Raw genomic sequence first — 19,070 nt, 5'->3', positions numbered from 1 at the left:
AAAGCCTCTCACCCAAAAGGCTGGTGAGAGGCTAATCCAAGCGTTTTGTTGCGCGGAAACGCATACAAAACTTCCAATGAGGATAGTCGAGTCGAATCGATATTTGACGAGGAAAATTATATAAATATTGGTTTTCGCATCAATATGCGCCCATGTTTTCGCATGCGAAAACTTTAGGGGATGCCATGTTTTAAAGTTCTCGCATGCGAAAACTTTTGCAAAAAAAAGGGACAGCATCGTGTCCCTTTGGTTGATGGTTATGGCTTGATGTAGCGGATCGAGAAATGCGAACCCTGAATAGGCGTGGATGCACCTCTGTCTAAGAATTGAATAAGCTCACCGTAGTATAATTTTCCTACCCATCGACAAGTCGTTGGCACGGCATCGAAGTCGTTGGAATCACTTTGAGCCTCCGCTATAATTTTATTGCTTTTGGCGATTGCAGAGTACACAGTCGATGAGTTTGAAGCATTGCGGCGTCGTATCGCAGTCCATTCAATTTCGTAATACCCCTCAACACGAACATCAAAACCAGCAACCGGAGCGTTGTAGTTAATCAAATCAAACGGATCGAGGAAGCATCCTATCCAATTCTTGAACTCCCATGTAATGCCATCTATCGTAAGGTTGCCCTCTCTTAGCCCCGCATTACAGCCCAAGGCAACCTCTCCAGCGCGTGATGAAACACCCGCTAGTTTACTATCAACGTAGTCTTTACGTGCGAGAGAGTTACCAGCCGAGCTCTGAGGCGAACCTGCATATACATTGCCGTCCTTAATGTCTACATACTTACTGCGGCGGTTAGTGTAGAAGCGCATCCGACCCTCTGAGTTAGATAGGATCTGAATACCAGAACGGATATTGGTGCCATCATAGTAAGAGGCTAACGCCCAATGCGCACTTGAACTATCTTTACAGTTGATACTGAATCCCGCACGGCCATTCGTCGCCCATGATGAATCCATAAAACTATTATCCATACGAACGGCATCATTCGAACCAGTCCAAGAACCCGCCGTAAACTCACCATCAGTACGAACCAGTGAGCTACCGAAAAAGATACCAGAAGTAAACTTTCCTAAATCATTGATGCGAAGCCAGTTGCCGTCTGTATTACGAAATGCAGCTCGCCCACCTAATGAAATGCTCTGATTGAGCATTACATCAATCCCTTTAGCAAAGGTGAACGAGGAGTAAGAGTAAAAGCCGCTGGTGGCCTCTGTCTCCATGTGGCACCAAGATGAATTACGAGAACCAATCCAAGTTTTCTTTGTAGAGTAATCAAGCTCTAAACCCTTTCCATCAACAGAGTTAATTGCCCCTAAGTCTTTATTGTAAGACGTATAGCTAGTGACCATTCGCCCTTTGACAATACCCGCTGGCTGGCTTGCCCCCTTATTGCTAACGTATGGCGTAATGGTGTGACTACACATGTATCGAATAAGAATGTTCGTACTGTAGGCACTACGTGTTTTTACATAGATGGCGTAATTGTCACCGCTAGTGTTTACCCAACCAAACTCACTAAATGGTAAGCCGCTAGGATGGTCTGTAATAACCTGACCATTTAGACCTTTAGGGTTTCCGTTACTGGCTCGCAGAATCATTTGATGTCGTGACGACTGATAGTGCAAGTCAGTGTTAAAGCCAGCACCACCAAAGAACTCAATAACCGCAGTAGAGCTTGATTGAGGCATCGTTACATTGGCAACCAAACACCAAGAGTTGTCACTACCTAAAGAGGTGCGCACAACCTCTGTACGGTTAAACGCCTCTGTAACGACTTTATTCCCTTGTACTTCGATAGGGACACTGGAACTAAGCTTTGATCGAGTCAGGTCTAACTTGGCGTCCCCTCCATTATGAGCACCACCCACCGCGATTTGAACGTAAGCATCCGACGAATTAGAACCGTTCGTTAAGTAAACCGCCCGACGATTACCAATCAACCCGTACCCGTCCAGCTTAACTTGCTCGCTCGATGGAACGTTATTACCAGCGCGAGTGCCTTGCACTTCAACACTACGATTCGAAGATACCGACTCTGTAGCGTTTAGGGAGCCGTATAGTGTTGATTCACCACCTTTGCGGATCTTTAATCGACTTGAAACGTCACTTTCTACAACCTCAAAGGTGCCATCGGTTTTCGTTTCAATATGAAAGCGCTTACCTGCATGACCTATGTGCAATTGAGAAACATTGGAACTGCCCTCATCAATGAGTAGGCCACCAGTCAATGTACCGCCTGACAGTTTTAGGTAGCGGCCATCGGCTTGCGCTTGCGTCATCTTTGAGGCTGCAAGGTCATACGCTTTCTTAACGGCACCTGCCGCCGCAAATTTCACATCGCTAGCATCATTAACCGCTGCTGTGAATGCGTAGTTCGGCACGTTTGATAGACCAACTTGAGCTTTCGTAACCTTGTGTGGGTTCGAGTAGTCTGATTTGTGTTGAGCAATGTTGGTTGTAATGGCCGCTACCGCATCTTCTTGATCCATGAGCGCGTCACCAAGCTCTTTGATTGTATCGAGCGCTTCTGCTGGCGCACCACCAATCAAAGCACTAATGCGGTTGTCAGTGTGGGTATTTGCGTTAGTCTCTGCTTGTTCTGCGCGGTCATAAGCTGCGTTACCGCGATTTAAACCCTCGATGCCTTTGTCGTATGCCTGTTTAACAGCACCAGCGGTCGCAAGTTTGCTGTTGGACGCATCTGTTACCGAGCTGGTGGCCGGATAGTTTGGTACGTTACCTAAGCCTACTTGTGCCTTTGTGACTCCGTGCGGGTTCGTTTTATTGCTAGCGTGTTCATCCACTTTTGTTGTGATTTCTTCACGCAATTTTCGAGCTGGACTACCACCAACTTGAGTCAATTTTTTTAATGCCATTCAGAAATATGCCTTTCTCAATTCAATGACCAGCAACTCCGACAAAGCGCCGGAGCACATCGTTAATGGGGAAGTAGGAAAGGAAAGGTCATGTTTACTTGAAGCCGATAACCGTCACGATGTCGCCAGCTTGTAGCTGTTCACCGAACGTGATTGTGTTACCAGATAGACTCCATACACCTGCGTTCTGCATTACGCCGCAAACGCTTAGAACAAGGACTGCTGAGACTGTACCCGCTGGCAGAGCCACCGTAGTTGATGCAGATTCGACAGTAATATCCACCGTTCGGATCGCGTCTTTGATTGAGGCGCCTAGACTATCCTTGGTGGCATACTTACCGTCAGATTCCGCTTTGGTGTATGACGCGCCGCTAGCTGCTAGACCGCTACGCGCTTGTGAAATGATTTGCGATTTAGTGGCGTTCTCAAGCTTCGCTGCGTTAACGGCAGTTGCGCCAGCGTCTAGTGCGCCCACGTCTTCTGCGGTTAGCTCGACGTTTGCGCTTAGCGCGTGACCGTTGATGGTGCGAGTCTTTGGCACTGCATTCACAACGCGAGAGTCGTTACCCTGCATCACTGTGTTAGCGCTAGTGCCGAAGTTTTTGTTGAATGCTGTTTTTTTCTCAAACGCTGGTTCCGCGCCAACGTCAGTCGCTTCAAGCACTACGTTACCGCGCTGACCATTAACCGACGAAACGGCGTCAGTCGGTGTTAATAGTTCTTGCCAGTTCGCTAGTGTGCTCGCTGGTTGGCGCATAAGAACGAATGATTTACGCAGATCCGAACGGATTGCCATATCACCCTCTTGCGCTGTAAGAGCAAGCATTTCCGCTTCTGACTTGACAGGGAACGTTTCTTTGATAGCGATAGCTGGCAATTGGCCTTGTGGGATCTTACCAGTGCTATCTAGTGTAGCCACACCCTCTGCAACGCCTTTCTTGTTGTTAGGGATGTAGTCGTGCGTGTGGCTTGCTGGCGCTGCGCCCACATCTGAGTGAGTCAGAGTCACATCGCCCGTTAGTGGTTTGTTATTGATAGTGCGAGAAGTTGGGACAAGATTGGAGCGCGCTTCACTGACAACTTGTGCCTTGGTTTTCCCCTCTAGTTTTGATGAGTCTGTTGCGCGAGCGCCCGCTGGTAATGCACCAACGTCTTGCGCTGAAAGATCAGAAACAAGACGGTTGATGCGAGTTAATTTGTTTTGTGTAGCCATAAAAAATCCAATTTCGTTGTTAGTAAAAAGGGCATTTATGGGGAATAGGGCTAGGGGAATTTGAAAACTGATTAGCCGACCAAGGTGATCTCCGTTCCTGCTGCAATTTCGTCAACAAACTGGATAACATCACCGTCCGGTGAGATGGTGTAAGCAATATCTCTTGATTGCTGCACACCCTGTAGGAACACCAGCTTAATCGCGCGTTCTTCAAAGACTGGTGGAACAGTGAAAGTATTCGACGTACTAGCGAAGTGGCTATGGAATACTTCCATAGGCGCGCCAGCGATACCGCTGTTTATGATGGCTTCAAGGTTATCGATATGCTCTTGAAGCTCGGCAATGATAGAGCTTGAGCTTAGTGATGGGACACCTAGAGTAATCACCACTTCATCACCCGTTTCAAGTGGTTCGGCTACTTCAACCTCATTAGTGTCTTTCAAGAATTGCCAAGCACTGTCTTTGGTCTGCACGATACCTTGGATAGACAATGAATCTACTTCCGGCACTTCGTAAGGCAATGCGATTTTTGTTTCGCCACCAGACGCAATGTACGGCCAATGTTCAACCGACTTGTTGTATGCAGCAGCAGCTTTGTCGTGAACCAACTTAATGGCTCTCGCAGTGGCATAAAGCTGATCGTTATCTACGTTTATCTGACTGGTTGCGTCCCAGTTGTTTACCAAGCTAAGGCCAACTTGCGCTTTGGTTACATGGTGCGGGTTTTCACGGTCTGCGTAGTGCGCATTGGCTTCGGCGCGCATCGCATATTGCTTATGTGGATCGGGATGTGAAACGTGACCTTGTAGGTCATAACCGCCTTGTTCACGATCATCAAAGTTAAGGTGTTCACTTTTGAGTTGGGTAACGCCATCTGGCACGGTAGCGCGACACAATATCAAATGATGTTCTTCAACCGCTTCCTGCGGAAGCACCTTAATTTCGGACGCTTCAATGTCTGACGCTAAATCGACTTGTTTTGTCTTTACGCCAAACTTATAGAACGCTTCGAGCACCACATAAGAAGTGGCACCAGCCGGAATCTCCACATCAACATCGTGTTGTTGTCGAACGGTTAACACATAGTCGTCGCGCTCAACTAACGCCACGCCAAATTGTTCACCACTGCTCACACGCAGTTTCATTCCACCAGCCGGAGCACATTCAAAACCACGGAAAATACCAGCGCGAACGATGCCGTAAAACTTACGGTTTAGGCTGTTACTGGCCAGTGGTTCTAGGTACTGCGTATCGGTGATAAGCGGTAGCGCTTGCCAGTCCGTTAGCAGTGGCGGGATGATGATCGTTTCTTCGAAGTTTGGGCGACTCATTAGGCACCTACCTGCGCCAATTGAGCGCTATCCGTGCGAGCCGTGTTAATCACGATTTCTATCGATAGACCACGGTCAGAGTAGATCCAAACTGGTTGAGTGACAGCCACTAGAATTAGACCGCCGCTCGCATCTTTCACGCCGACGCAAGAGAACTGGTATTGTTCATCTTCTGCTAGCGTACCCGCTGGCAAGTTTGCCGTGATTACGATATTGCCGTTCACATAGGCGTAGTTCGCCTTAGAACGGTAAAACACGTTTTCAACGGTTGTCTTATCCAGTGGGATAGGCATGCAGCTAGGCTTGCCCTCAATTTCTTGGATAAGGTCAAAACCCCATTCAAGATCGCCAAATTGGAAATAAGGCTCAGTACCATTGGTAGGCAACGACGACAAGGCGCGTTCGTCGTAATAACGGTTAAGCAGTTCACACTGCGATAGGACTACTTTTTGTGTAAGCACCTTTACGACCTCGTATAAGTCGTGGCGCTTTAATGGGACGGGGAATAGGAATAGGGTTAATAGTACCGTCTATCAATGGAGATCGCATCTAAGGGGATCGCATCCATTCTAGGTGTACCATACATAGGGCTAACAGGGCGTTCTTCCTGTGTCGTCGTTCCAGTCTGAACGAAATCCTGTTTATAGCTCGGTGTTGATTCTATATCGGTCGTGGTCTGTTTTCCAACCGTAACATGGTCAGAATAGTTAGGTATTTCCACCATATCCATGACTTCAAATTCAATAGAATACAATTGGCCATCTAAAACAATTCGTAATGGGATAAGAGGATGCACCACTCGCTTAATCTTCGCTTCGAATGCTCGAATGGCTTCCTCGGTAATGCCGTCCTCACCTGCAATGTCGTTCAAAGGGATGCGAATAGCACCGCGACTGGTCAGGAAAAAGTCGCTCGGGTTTAGTCCGTTTTGCAGCTCCAACTCTGACTCGGGAACTAAGAACGTGCCGTATGGAAATCGCTCTTGGTCTACTGGCGCGTAGATTCGTTCCCACTTAACACGTAACCCTTTAAATTCACGCGCGAGCGTTGAGATAAGTGGATAAATGGTCTTTTTAAAGTGAATTTCGTCCTTACGCTGCATCACAACGTGTGGCAAGTCCTCATCGGCCACTTCGCCTAGTGGGAAGATTTTTCGCAGCTCTTTAATGTCTTCTAGCAGCGATTCTTTGTCCATTTCGTACAGTGAAGAACGCGCTTTAAGCTTTTCAATGTATGACTCTACGTGAGTTTCAATTGACTCTGCGATCGCGCTTGCTAAATCTACCCAAGCGGTTTCCTTTTGACGCGCCTTGGTTAGCTGGCCAGATAGCCATTTTCTGAAGTCTCCAAATGCCATGTTTTTCGCCTTGTTGGTGTAAAAGTTTTCGCATGCGAAAACTATATAGTATGTTGTGTTTTAAAGTTCTCGCATGCGAAAACATCCGTGTCTTTCTTGCTCCGTGCGAAAACTTCTATGAGTAATCGAAGTTCAGTTGAATGGTTGACGCATTCACATCTAAATAGTGGTAAGTATCAATCGGGATGCGGTCAAGAATCCCAATAACTTCGACCTCAAACTCTTTAATACCCAAAGTCACGTTGAGCTCTTGGATGACATCCCAAATTTGGTTTTTGGTAATGCGCTCATTGCGACTTGTCTGTTTGCCAAATTTCTCATCTAACGCATCGGCCAGTACCTTTGTCGCCCATTCTGGATTTGAACTTGGGTAAAGCTTTCCTTTGACCGTCACGGTAAATGGCACGTCCTTACGCTCCACCAGCTTATAGCGCTCGTTATAGCCCTCTCGGCCAGCGAATAGAACTTGGATTTCCTGATTCAAAATCTCGTCGGTTTTATCGGCAGAGTAAGCACAAATAAAGATCGTATTGATGTTGCGAACGTCCGGCGTTCCTGTGAGTTTTTCCTGCTCCGCTTCACCCCAAATCGACAACCAAGTAACACCAGAAATATTGCGCTTAACAAAGGTCATGTAATCCGAGTCCCACGCTATCTGCTCGTCATAGATTGGCGAGTAAAGGGCGTTGTTTCGGATTGATTCAATGTCTTCCGGCTCTGCACCGCCGATGATGCTGGTGGACGTTTTGATTGAGAGTTGGTCTTTATAGGCGCTTTGAATCCCCATATCGATAAGCTCTAAAGGCTGCGCATCGAGTAGCGTAGTCACACCATTAGTCAGCCATAGCTCAAACTCAATTACATCACCTGTCGCTGGCGCGCGACCGTTATTGTTGTTACCAAAACGAACGCCTAGCTGGTCGGTTGGCTTGTAATACTCCATGTAGGCTTTGGATTTGCCGTCCGTATTACGAAACTTAAAGACGTGCGTCCATTCTTCTCCGTTCACGCGCACGATGATGTTATGAATACGCTTAGTCAGCTCTTGAGGGAACGCCACGGCCAACCAGTTTTTTCCTTCATCGACCGTGTAGGTCATCTTGGACACTTCGAACTGTTGCACCTCTACTGCGGCGCTTTCTTGCGGCATAAGATCAATGGCTTCCATTAGCGTATAGCGCAATTGATTGTCAGCCACGCATTGGCTGTATTTCGGCAAGGTAACGCGCTTTGTTCCGGTATTGGTCACTAGCGCACGGCCTTTCGATGGCGCTGCTTTTCGCCCTACATAGCCCTCAGTTTCAGCACCCGCCAAAATGGAGGTGCGTTTAGTGGCTAGCGTTAGGTAGGATTCTTGCAATGCACGGCTACTGATTGCTGCCATGCGTTCAACAATCTTGGCCACAAATAAGCAAAGGTAGTCAACGAACTGCGAACCAATATGACGTGACCACCAGCTTGAACCAGCAATCGCCTCGTTAAAGGTCTTTTTGACTTCTTCTAACTTGCTCAAAACGTAATACCTCTCTCCAACGTTTGACCGTTCACAACGATCGTCAATTTGTAGGCATCGATACCGTTCACGCTTGGCTCTACGGCAATGCCTTGAACCACCGCGTCTTTCACGTCAATTGGGAGGGTTAATAGGATTGAGTTTTCGATAGCTGCTGCTGTGGTTTCGTTTATTGGTTCATGCTTGTATGCCCCTAATCTGTTGCCCCATTTTGGAGCGCCCCAAACTTGGCCTTGAGGTGTATCGAGCCATTCAGAGACGCGCGCAACGATCGCGTGTTTCTCATCGGCTACTTTTACACCGTCAATATCGACCCGTAGTAAGTAATCAATTTCTTGGCTCATCTATTACTCCATATCAGCGCTTTGACGCTGTAACGAACGGTCATCAAAGTTGAGAGGAATAGAGCCGCTAGCCTTAGTGGCTGACGCTGGCTTGTCTTTGCTTGAGCTGCCGCTAGGCGCTGCAAAGATAGTGGTCGGTTTGTTGTTATCACTGCCGCTAACCGCGCGCCCAATGGCATCCAGTGAATGTTTGCTAAGTTCCACGGTTTGAGGCTTGCCGCTCTCTTTGAGGTCTTTCATTGCTGCCTGTGCTTGCAGCTCGCTAACTCGCTCATTGCGTTGAATGGATGATTGAGTCGCAACCGTCTTATTCGAGGTGTTTTCGGTGTCCACTTTCACCACGGATTGAGTGTCCGTTTTCTGGTTACTTAGCTCGGTATTGATGGATGATTCATGGCTGGCTGTGGTCACGCTGTTGGTTTGCGTGTTGTTTGCAGCCTTGGTTAGTGCGGCTACGGCCTCAGCCTCTTTACGGCGTTTGATCTCCGCATCGACGGCGGCCACTTGTTCAGCTTTCTTATCTGGCGAGTAAACTTGGCCAAGCTCGGGATGCTCGACCATGCCGGACATATCCATGCCTGTTTCATTAGCCACTTGCACACGTTTGTCCTGGCTAATACGTTTTTCTCTTTCTACAGCTAAGTAAGCTTCTTTGTAGCTAATCCCTTGCTCGCTGGCCTTTTGCGATACCTCTTGAGAGGTCACTTGAATTGAGTTTTTCGCATCAAGTTCGCGCATGGCTTGGCTGTCATTGGACGCTTTAGCCGTGTGGTAGGCTTCGGCGTTCTTAAGGTGTTCTTCTTTCTCCGGTTGAGCTTTCTCAGCCTTAGAATCCTTAGCCTCTTTGTCGTCCTCAATCTCACCGCCAAATAGCTTGTAAATGCCTTTGGCCATATCGCCAGAATTAAAGGTCAACGCTTCCTTAGCGCCATCAAAGCCGAACGCCCCAAGCGCCGAACCAAGCAAACCAGCACCGCCACTGACTAGGCCACCCAAATCGAGCGCGTTTGCCAATGCCATTGAGCTCTTCTGGCCAGTTGTCGCTTCTTGGCCATCTTTGAGATTGAACGTCTCTTTTTGTTTGTCTTGGTCAGCGAATCCGCTAAACGCATCGTAGGCCATTAAGGCCGGAGCAAGGAAAGGGATCGCCTTGCCAGCAACAGAGCCGATTTTAGACATACCTTTAAAGGCGGCACCCGCCATCGATACGCCCTTGTTGGCCACGTTTGAGGCTTTGCTGCCAATGCCTGACATTACCGATTTAACTCGGCCACGCTTACCGTCAGCTTTACGACCACGGCGGCGTTCAAACATATCGCCAGCTAGGTCTAATAGGCCACCTTGGCCATCGTTCGCCACTGCTTTGGTTGCCGAAATCAGATCGTCGAGCTTATCTAGTACATCATCGAATTGGCGTTCACGATCAGCACTCGATTCATGGAGCACTTCAAGCATGTTTGCTCGGTAGCTCTGTTCTTTGGTGCTTTTGATCTCACTAGCTGTGCTTATCCGGCTAGAATCACTCCCAACAAGATTGACAGGCACGTTACCCCTAGCACCATCACGGCTAGGTCGATCACTAGACGTAATTTGCGTTGAATGGCTTGTCTCGAACGAATCTTTTGTCGCTGATAATTGTTCATGGCTAACTGTCTCTATGGCTGTGACGGCCTGACTGTCTGCCTCTGGCGCTTGCTTGCCTCGGGTAAAGAGTCGGCCTAGTTTCGATTCTTTTAGCTTGTCCTTGGTTGAGGTGGCCTTTTCGGTCACATCATCCAATGCTTCTTTAGCGTCTTGCCCTAAGTGATAAAGCTCTTTAGCGGAGTAGAAGAACGAACCACCAGCCGCAGCGCCAGCCGCATCGGTCGCGTCGTTTTCTTCCTGTAGGAACTCTTTCACGTTATTGATGGCCAGTTGCTTAAGGCTGGTGGCCACCTTGGCAAAAACGTTCTGGCTTTCCTTTTCCGTGTCGGTTTGCTTTTCAATTTGGCGCTCTAATGCGGTTTGCTGTGCGTTCTTGTAAGCCGATTGCTCTTGCTTACTCGCATAGCGACCATCGGAGCGTCGAAGCTTGCCGTTAGCGTCTTCCCAATAGCCCTCAAACTCTGCCAGTGCGTCAGAGACAGCCTTTTCTAACTTCTCTGGCACATCATCAAGGATTGAGGTATCCAAACGTTCAGAATTGGATTCTGGCGCTTCTACATTCACGACAACGGGCGCTTGTTTTACTGGCTCGCGCGCGTCCTCGCTTTTCAGCGTGTCAGCAATCGACTTTACGCCACTTACAGAGCTGCTTTGCTCGATCGCTTTGGCGTCCGGCTTGGCTTGTGTTTCTGCTGGCTGACTAGGCGCAAATGACAACTCAATCTCACCTGTACGCTTGGTCTTGGTTGCACTTGGTTTAGGTGTGCCGCTTGATTGCTGTTTTAATCCTTTTTGTGGATTAATGCTCGGAATAGTAGAGACGTTAAGAGAGGCATTGGAAACGCCCTTAGTTACCGCCTTTTCGATGCCCTTTGTATCCACTGCAAGGACGGCCTTTTGTTGGCTCGTTGGTAGAGTCTTGCCATCGAGTTTGCGACTAATCTCAGCTAGCACGGTCAGCTCTTTGTCACTGGCTCGCTTCACTGCATCAACAACCAGTGAAAGATCAACCTCTTGTTGGTTTCTGTCCATTTTTCACCTTGTCTTGGAGCGCTTTATCTAGGCTTATGGCCATCGTTTGAGGTGTTTTGAATACCGCATCGATAGGCTGGCCACCGTAGATCGTTAAGTTCTCAATCAGTACGTTCCAACCAACGTAATCAAAACGTTGCAATGAAGTCGTTATGCCGAAAGGGTAAGAGCAACGTTCGAGTTGCTTCACCTCCTTGCTCGATAACTTTCTGGCACTGCGGAATGGTGGCGACTAGGTAGTAACGCCCCTCGTCGTACTTGGTGAGCAATCCGTGACGCGCATTGCGTAGGCACTTTTCAACCTTGGCAAAGGCCACACGAAATTCCGTGTTGAGGTACATCGATTTCAATAGATCGATTTTCCACACTAGGGCATCGTCTTGGTCTTTGGGTTGTTCTTCGAACGTTAGGCAGTAGGCTAGCTCAGTGAGCGCCATGCGGTTAGCTTGTTGCTTCCATTCAGCGCTGTCCGGTTCGTACTGGTCGCGCTCATTGCGAATGTTCTCAAGTTGCTCCGCTTCGTAACCGGTTAGTGGTTTCACGTTCGCTAGGTATGACTTGCCTTTCACGATTAAGGTGATCTCTTGTTTTGGCAATCCATTGAGCGCTTTGGCCGATTCCATTAGCTCGCCCATATTGAGATCGAGATAGTGAGTTTCTTTGCAGTGCTCGCACTCATAGCTAAAGGGAATAGTGCCTAGCTCGCTGGTGGACATAAAAATCCACCACAATGCTGCGCGGCGATCTTCACCAGTCCATAGGCCGCTATCACTCATAGGGCGCTTACTGGTGTCTTGCATGTGGTTCAGATAGCGAGTTGTATTGGCTTCCTCTTGGTACTCGTTGAGGTCGCAGAACAATAGAGCGTCTTCCACGGTTGGGATTCGAAACTCAATCACTTCTGAAATGTTACTTGGTAGTGGAAATGATGGAATGTGCATTACAGTACCTTGTTACCTACAGACATAAATTTTTGGAGAATGAGCGGGAATGACTGGATCTGGTTGCCGTTTTCGCGTGAAAACATCACGTTGCCAATCTTGGTAGGAAAGACTTGATAGCTCTTATAGAGTGACTTTTTGCCGTCCTCATTGAGCGTGAATATGTTGATTTTGAACACGTACTCTTTGGGGATGTTGAGTGTGCCGTCTTGGTTTCTGACTTTCTTTATCCGGCTTTCAAACCATTTAGAAACAGTCAGGTTTTCGTCATCACGAACCGTTAGCGTGATTTCGCCAACACTGCTGTATGTAGGCAGCGCAATAGAGCCTGAACCGACTTGGAATGAATCCGCATCGATAGAGCCAGCACCAAAATCAATATCCTTTACGTAAATATCAAAGTCCGTTGGCGCGTCCGGCGAGTCGATTTCTACCGCCCATTGCCAGCCTTGCAGCCACGGCTTATTCATAAAGTTATTGGTCGAGCGTTTGGCGAGCTGCATGTATGGATTCATGGCGACCTCGCTTAGAGCAACGATACTGGTGGAACAATGGCACGGTTCGCGCGCATTGAGTTTTCAATCTCAGCTTTACGTGCGGCGAGATCAGGTTCGGCAGCAATATCGCTCACATCCAACTTGCCAGCGATGGCAATACGGCGTTGACGCTCTGCGTTCGGGATAGTGATCAGCAACTCCAGATAGTCGCCAAGCAAGCTAATGCACGGCGTTGGAAGCTGGAACGAATCAAACGGTTCATTGAGTACGTTTTGCATGTACATCAATGTCAGTGGGAATATTTCTGCGCTCGTTAACTTCAGTTCAAGAACGTTGCCCCAAACCTCGCTACGTACATAACGACCACGGTCATCTTTGACCACCAGCCTTGCAGCAAAGTCGGACGGCAATTCAAACTGATTATTATCGGCTAAGTCGCTTTGGTGGATGCGGATTTTCGTGGTAAATCCGGCAGTCTCTTGGTACTTGGCCAGCGCTTTACGCAGTAGGCTTAACAGCGCCTTTTCGTCGTCGTGCAGCAAGACAGGGAATCTCGTTTTCACGTCTTCGAGTAGTTCAGTTGGTGTCATGGCCACTCCGGTAGTGGCGGCGCATTTTGAGATAGGGGATAGGCTTGGTGAATCTTAAACTAAACTAATGGGGGAGGCGATAGATTATCTTTCTATAATAGCTCGGCACTTCAGTTACTACTGGTCGTATTTGGGTCGGGTAATACACATTTTTCTACACTGAGGCCACACTTCTCCACTATTAGTAGTGTTCTGAAATGTACGCTACTAACCAAGTGCCTATGTTATATACAGGAAGCCTACTTTGAAAAGTCTGAGGAACATCATATAAAATTATTGCAGCGCATCTGAATTAAAGTATTGAAAGATTTCTGAGCGACTGATGGCAATGCCCTTAGACGTTTTTGAGCTTCTAAATTATTCTCTATCCTTAGACAGTTTTCCGTATCCATAACTATGCGGGCTAAGCGCTTGTTACCAAACGTCAGCGCTATGTTACCCAATGTGTGCAGTTCCAGCTCCAATGTATCTACATCATTGTTGCCAAATGCTAGGTGTATCCTTTCAAGCCTAGTCATCGATTCTTTCAAATAACTGTCGATAGCGAGTTCAACGGTTTCAATATCAGTATCTTTAATTAGCCTCTTGAGCACTTTTTCGTCTAAAAGTGGCTCGTATAGTTCAAGTTCAATTACATTTATCATGACGCCTTCCTCGATCTCATTGCTCATCTGACGATTGTTTGTTTGATAGTGACTCTGAGTTATTACTTACTTGGCTATTTGCTTGGCTGTCACCTGTATTATCTTGGTGAGATTCAGACATGATCATTCCTTCAGAGCCATCACCGAGAGTCATTTCAATCTGCTGCCAGTTGCCTGCTGCAATAGTAGTGTTATTAATAATGACACCAGCGCTCATATCACCACCTAGAACACCGTGGTGTTTGGCTCCAGAATTTCTATTTCTATCTCGATTTTCTTGTAATACCAGAGAGGTTTGAGCATTACGCGCAGGAAAGTCGTAAGGGTGTGGGCCTCTGACAGGGTCTTGAGGTCTAGCGTTGATAGAAACAGAAACTAGAGTCAAAAGAAAAAAAGTGGTCAGCTTATACATAGTAACTCCTTGTAGAGCCGCGAGAAAATTTATCTCGCGGCACCTATCTAGTCAGTTTAGTTGATACCATCTACTTTTACATCTAAGTTGTTACCGACTGAGGTTGCAGAAGAGCTAACAAAAGGGTCTGTACCTGAGTAATCGGTTGTTAATGCAACATCAACAGTGGATAGCGAGTTGATGTTTGCAGAAGATGACTGAACATTATTCGCCAGCATAAATGCATCTTGATCTGATGTGGTGGTCAAATCCATCGACATATTGTTGGCAACAGCGGTAGCAGCGCTATCTACGGAAGCATTAATAGTGCCTAATACAGAAGAGGTAGCACTGATGTTGCCAATAAGGAGTAAGTCGTCCCCGGCAAAGCTTTGACTAGAGTCGATATCCATTTGGACATCTGAACTAATACTTGCGTTGTTACCTACAGCGGTCGCAGTACTTTCTACACTCGTTTGGCCACCAAGTAGTGGGTCGAGCGAGATATTCTCGGCACCGATGATTGAACTTGTAGCTAATACACTACCGACCATATCCTGCTCGTTTTCAACCATTGTAAGCCCTGTCGGTGTCACATCAGTGTTAGCACTAATTGTTTGAGTTACGGTTGTGTCAACGGAAGCATTCCACTCCCAATATACGACATCAAACGCGTTCGCTCCAAAGCTAACAAGACCAAAAAGACCTAAAGATAGTGCTACTTTATTGATTTTTACAGTTTTCATAATATTTCCTTAAATGACTGATTAATCACTTTACAATTGTCGCTCTCGTCCGTTAGTGGAAACTTGAGGCCTTCCACAAGCATGTTGTACACGGCAATTTCTATGACCGAACGTACGCCTAGCTGAAGTGGTTCATTTTTAACGCTGCCAGCGTCAAACTCGACCAACTGGTTGTCGAAGAAACGATAGACCCCAGTTTCTACCTCAAATCCAATAACTTGCTTCTGTAGGCTACTGACATAAATTGTTTGTAACGTCCTTACATCAACCAACCTCAGATCAATGCCTACATTAATGACTGCTCTTCTTACTCCACCTCCGATTAATCCAATATATAACCTTGCTCCATCTGAAAGAATGTTATAATTCAGTTCAGTCAGAGCGCCTAGAACCACAAAGTTAGCGGGGATAGCGGATAACTTTTTGGTTTCACCCTTGAAGGCCCCATTTTCGTATAGCTGCTGTTCCGCTATAGGGACTCTAATGTCTAATCTTTCTGTTAAAACAACGCGCTTTGTTTTGTATAAGGCACTTATTATCATTTCTGATACGCCTTGAGATAAGGCGGTGCTGTCGTTGAATGTTGAATAAGATAGCTGGCCTGTTTTATCAACTACTTGACCAACTGTGAAAACTGGTAACTTATCGGCTTTAATATTAGATAGACTCGATAAGCACTTTGAATATGGTGTTTCATTTGTAAGTACTGGACTACTAAAATAAGGTTCTACTATATCGGATTCATATTTAAGTCCGTTTGAGCATCCAGTAGCTAGTAAAGATAGAATTAAAGTAGATATCGAGTTCTTCATATTAAATCTCCCTTTTACTGTACTTAAGCACTTAGCGTGCCAGTTTTTAAGTCCTTAAATATCAGGTGGATACGTTTATAACTTTTATTATGAGAAATTATTTAATATTTATTTGTTGATATTTGTCATTGTGATTCTCAGAATGAGAAAAATTAGATAGAACACTTAACTGGTCCGATGTTCTAATATTTTTAAATTGATTTTCACGTATTATTCATTAGTAAAGTCAAAATATATATATTATTTTTCTTGGTAATTTTATAAGGGGGGATTTAATATGAAGGGGTTTGATTGTTATCAAGACTTATAGAGGAAATGATGTGAGTGTGGTAAGGAGACAATACATTATTAGTTTAGCAACAGGAAGCTTAGCGTTAGTGCTTAACTTAGAAAGTGTGTATGAGTCGTTGAAGGATTAAGAAAACACTTCTTAAGTGGAATCAAACATAGTACAAGCGTATGAATAGTGATGCTGCCTGAGTTGTTGGCACCCTGGGTAGAAGATACTTCTTGTTTACAATTGTAAAACACCCTTGCAAAATAAATAATTGTGGTAAGCAGTAGCGGACTCATTTGTTGAGCCACTAGCATAGTGGGCTTCTTACAATCAACGGCGAAGCTAAAATCAGAAAAATATAAAACTTAGCACACATGGTGTATCTGTTCGTTGCCATTTGTTACTTGGTGACGTTTTGAGCATCAGAAATAATTTTTTGTAATTAGAGGGTATATATGGCAACTCAACTTGAAGAGTTTGAGCCGTCGGCTTGCTTAGATAAAAAACAGTCTATACAAGCCTATATCGATGAAGCGGCAAACACTGGTGAGCCTGCAATCATTGCAGACGCTTTGGCGGCTGTAGCAAAGCAAAAAGGTATCGAGAACACTTTACACCCACCTGATAATCCATCGTTGTCATCGTTTATTGCATTGGCAAACTTGTTGGGGGTATCTGTTAAATTGGGGATCAATCGTACATGATAGCTTTAAGCTATTCCGGCTTTTCGGCAATTTCTCTGTAAACTCGTATCTGATTAGAGGAGCGGGAAATGCGATAGCTGTTTAATCTGAGGTCGATTGACTATCTACATAGGCTTTTAGTGTTTCAGTTGCCGCACAGCAAAGCATTACACCCCTTGTAACTACCAGATAGATAAGCGATTGACTCCCACTGTCTGTATGCAATACTGGGTGTATTAAACATTTTAAAAAAGTTTCACGGTATGAGCAAAAAGATTGCGGGAGTCAGCATCCCACCAGCAAAACCTACTGATTTTATTAAAGTAGTAGAGCTAATCGACAAGCTAGATCCAATTAAATACGGGTTTGACAGCAGCGGTAACTACTTGCATTGGAATGACTTTCAGTACCGTTCAAAAGAGTTTAAAGGCGACCAAAAGGGTTACGCTTGGCATGCCCTAAAAATTAGACGTGGCCTTAACGACATTTCGCTTGTTGATGAAAATGGCAATCCGTTCCAGCTTAGTGCCGCCAGTCTCGACGCTAAGCTATTCCGCATCGATAAACAGCTTAAACTAGAAGATTTGCCGCTATCTGCTCAAGACAAAAAGGCACACCTAGTGAAAAGCGTGATTATGGAAGAAGCCATTAGCAGCGCTCAATTGGAGGGAGCGGCCACAACGCGCAAGGTGGCCAAGGAAATGCTTGAAACAGAACGTGAGCCTAAAGATGACTCCGAACGGATGATTATCAATAACTGGCGTTTGATCATGATGGCCGATGAACTTAAGGATGTAGAGCTCACACCAGAATTGATTAGCGGGTTTAATGGCATCGCCACCGATGGAGTGTTAGAGAATGAGCACGTTGCTGGCCAATACAGAACGGATGCAGTCATGGTTAGAGACGTGGCCACTGGCGATATTATTCATGAAGCGCCAGAACATGAGCACGTTTTGAAGCTCATCGAGCAACTATGTGACTTCGCCAACACCGACCATACCACCAGCACCAATTTTATTAACCCAATCGTTAAGGCTTGTATTCTGCACTTCATGATTGGCTACATTCACCCATTCATGGACGGCAACGGGAGAACGGCTAGGGCGCTTTTCTACTGGTTTATCCTTAAGCATGGTTATGAGAACTTTAAGTACGTCTCGATCTCTGCGCCACTTAAGAGCGCGCCAACCAAGTACGTTAGAAGCTACGTTTACACCGAAACGGACGACAATGACTTAACGCACTTTGTGGACTACCAGCTAACGGTCATCATCAATGCGATTGAGCGCTTTAACGAGTACATCAAATCTAAGATTGAAGATACGAGAGAGGTGCGCGAGCTGCTAGGCGAGTCCAAGCTTAAGAGCGTGTTGAAACTGCCGCACATTGTGATTCTGGCCAAGGGATTAGAAACAGCCGGACGTGTCTTTTCTGTTAAGGAAATCCAGTCTGATTTTGACGTATCTCATACCTCTGCGCGCAAGTATCTTGAGAAGCTGGTGGAGCTGAAATTGCTGTTCAAATCAAAGGAAGGCAACGAGAATACCTACATTGCACCAGCCGACTTGAAAGATAGGCTAACCAAAGCTTAAGAGCATCAAAAAAGCCGCCAAACTGGCGGCCTTTTTGTAGGGAATAGAATAGGACTGGTTGGCGATTAGAAATCTACCCAGTTGTATTGCAGTGTGATAGCTGGCTTAACAAGTGCTGCTGAATCTTCTGTCGATAGGTCGATCACGTCTGAACGTACTTTTACGTGCTCCAAACGGAATCGATGCGAGGTTGCCCCCTTACCCTTAGTTGATTCAGGCGTAGACTCGATAACGACAGTGACCATTTTCTTTTCACGAACGATCTCACGTAGCATTTCTAGCACTGTACCTGTGATCGTTTCTACACACGTCACCGCGATTTCGCCTTTGTTCTCAAGCGCACCATTTTGGATGTAGCCCAAGCCCATTTGGCCAAAATCTTCTACGTCTGCACGACCCATTGCTGGAAACTGAGTAGAACGTACCAAAACGCTAAGATTAGGGTATTCTTCGATTTTCATCTCGAACTCTGTACCCATCATCTTTTCGCCAGCTTGGACGTTCTTAGTGAATTTCTGTTTTAAGAAATTCATATCGCCTTTTGCGTTAAATGCTCCGGCCATAATTACACCTAT

At 46.2% G+C, this 19,070-nt stretch carries 19 protein-coding genes; 2 read left to right on the top strand and 17 right to left on the bottom strand.

The features are described from left to right. Positions 1-257: 257 nt before the first annotated feature. The 16 genes from R7F67_RS18625 to R7F67_RS18550 form a co-directional block, all read right to left on the bottom strand. Positions 258-2,885, bottom strand: a complete 2,628-nt coding sequence (locus tag R7F67_RS18625) for a hypothetical protein (protein WP_206954377.1) — start codon at positions 2,883-2,885, stop codon at positions 258-260. Between the two features lie 94 nt (positions 2,886-2,979). Beyond that, complete coding sequence (locus tag R7F67_RS18620) at positions 2,980-4,098, bottom strand: hypothetical protein (protein WP_206954279.1); 1,119 nt, start codon at positions 4,096-4,098, stop codon at positions 2,980-2,982. Between the two features lie 71 nt (positions 4,099-4,169). Beyond that, positions 4,170-5,429: a hypothetical protein gene (locus R7F67_RS18615; RefSeq protein ID WP_140203103.1), complete on the bottom strand. Its 1,260-nt coding sequence runs from the start codon at positions 5,427-5,429 to the stop codon at positions 4,170-4,172. Continuing rightward, a complete protein-coding gene (locus R7F67_RS18610) occupies positions 5,429-5,890 on the bottom strand; it encodes a hypothetical protein (RefSeq protein WP_033905433.1) in 462 nt (153 codons plus the stop codon). Before R7F67_RS18610 ends, R7F67_RS18615 begins: the two co-directional genes overlap by 1 nt. Positions 5,891-5,946: 56 nt before the next feature. Continuing rightward, complete coding sequence (locus R7F67_RS18605) at positions 5,947-6,786, bottom strand: hypothetical protein (protein ID WP_054579128.1); 840 nt, start codon at positions 6,784-6,786, stop codon at positions 5,947-5,949. Positions 6,787-6,901: 115 nt separating this feature from the next. After that, positions 6,902-8,299: a hypothetical protein gene (locus tag R7F67_RS18600; RefSeq protein WP_206954281.1), complete on the bottom strand. Its 1,398-nt coding sequence runs from the start codon at positions 8,297-8,299 to the stop codon at positions 6,902-6,904. Beyond that, entirely contained in the window at positions 8,296-8,643 is a 348-nt protein-coding gene (locus R7F67_RS18595) for a hypothetical protein (RefSeq protein WP_033905435.1), read from the bottom strand. The genes R7F67_RS18600 and R7F67_RS18595 overlap by 4 nt, the downstream gene beginning before the upstream one ends. 3 nt (positions 8,644-8,646) lie before the next feature. Continuing rightward, complete coding sequence (locus tag R7F67_RS18590) at positions 8,647-11,319, bottom strand: hypothetical protein (protein ID WP_206954282.1); 2,673 nt, start codon at positions 11,317-11,319, stop codon at positions 8,647-8,649. Further along, a complete protein-coding gene (locus R7F67_RS18585) occupies positions 11,294-11,461 on the bottom strand; it encodes a hypothetical protein (protein WP_206954284.1) in 168 nt (55 codons plus the stop codon). Before R7F67_RS18585 ends, R7F67_RS18590 begins: the two co-directional genes overlap by 26 nt. Then, the gene (locus R7F67_RS18580) at positions 11,448-12,260 is read right to left on the bottom strand and encodes a hypothetical protein (protein ID WP_206954285.1); all 813 of its coding nucleotides are present in this window, start codon (positions 12,258-12,260) and stop codon (positions 11,448-11,450) included. The genes R7F67_RS18585 and R7F67_RS18580 overlap by 14 nt, the downstream gene beginning before the upstream one ends. Beyond that, positions 12,260-12,775, bottom strand: coding sequence for a hypothetical protein (locus R7F67_RS18575; protein WP_170894054.1), 516 nt, complete (start codon positions 12,773-12,775; stop codon positions 12,260-12,262). The genes R7F67_RS18580 and R7F67_RS18575 overlap by 1 nt, the downstream gene beginning before the upstream one ends. An 11-nt stretch (positions 12,776-12,786) precedes the next feature. Further along, positions 12,787-13,347 carry a hypothetical protein gene (locus R7F67_RS18570; RefSeq protein WP_206954286.1) on the bottom strand — a complete coding sequence of 187 codons (561 nt, stop codon included), beginning with the start codon at positions 13,345-13,347 and terminating at the stop codon, positions 12,787-12,789. Between the two features lie 263 nt (positions 13,348-13,610). Then, complete coding sequence (locus R7F67_RS18565; protein ID WP_158174282.1) at positions 13,611-13,991, bottom strand: Hpt domain-containing protein; 381 nt, start codon at positions 13,989-13,991, stop codon at positions 13,611-13,613. A gap of 16 nt (positions 13,992-14,007) precedes the next feature. Continuing rightward, positions 14,008-14,403, bottom strand: coding sequence for a hypothetical protein (locus R7F67_RS18560; RefSeq protein ID WP_017634038.1), 396 nt, complete (start codon positions 14,401-14,403; stop codon positions 14,008-14,010). Between the two features lie 56 nt (positions 14,404-14,459). Beyond that, positions 14,460-15,128, bottom strand: coding sequence for a hypothetical protein (locus R7F67_RS18555; RefSeq protein WP_176311772.1), 669 nt, complete (start codon positions 15,126-15,128; stop codon positions 14,460-14,462). Further along, complete coding sequence (locus R7F67_RS18550; protein ID WP_017634036.1) at positions 15,125-15,940, bottom strand: CsgG/HfaB family protein; 816 nt, start codon at positions 15,938-15,940, stop codon at positions 15,125-15,127. The genes R7F67_RS18555 and R7F67_RS18550 overlap by 4 nt, the downstream gene beginning before the upstream one ends. A gap of 732 nt (positions 15,941-16,672) precedes the next feature. On the opposite strand from R7F67_RS18550, the gene R7F67_RS18545 reads away from it, so the two are divergent. Both R7F67_RS18545 and R7F67_RS18540 read left to right on the top strand, forming a co-directional pair. Continuing rightward, positions 16,673-16,921, top strand: coding sequence for a hypothetical protein (locus R7F67_RS18545; protein ID WP_017635630.1), 249 nt, complete (start codon positions 16,673-16,675; stop codon positions 16,919-16,921). A 242-nt stretch (positions 16,922-17,163) separates the two neighbouring features. After that, a complete protein-coding gene (locus tag R7F67_RS18540) occupies positions 17,164-18,495 on the top strand; it encodes a Fic family protein (RefSeq protein WP_206954287.1) in 1,332 nt (443 codons plus the stop codon). Between the two features lie 65 nt (positions 18,496-18,560). Here R7F67_RS18540 and R7F67_RS18535 read toward each other — a convergent pair whose 3' ends face one another. Next, positions 18,561-19,058 carry a hypothetical protein gene (locus R7F67_RS18535; RefSeq protein ID WP_042522736.1) on the bottom strand — a complete coding sequence of 166 codons (498 nt, stop codon included), beginning with the start codon at positions 19,056-19,058 and terminating at the stop codon, positions 18,561-18,563. Positions 19,059-19,070 lie beyond the last annotated feature (12 nt).

It is taken from the genome of Vibrio sp. YT-17, assembly GCF_033337375.1.
GTDB lineage: Bacteria > Pseudomonadota > Gammaproteobacteria > Enterobacterales > Vibrionaceae > Vibrio > Vibrio alginolyticus.
The sequence above is the reverse complement of the archived record's forward strand: the minus strand, read 5'-3'. Positions and strand labels throughout refer to the sequence as shown.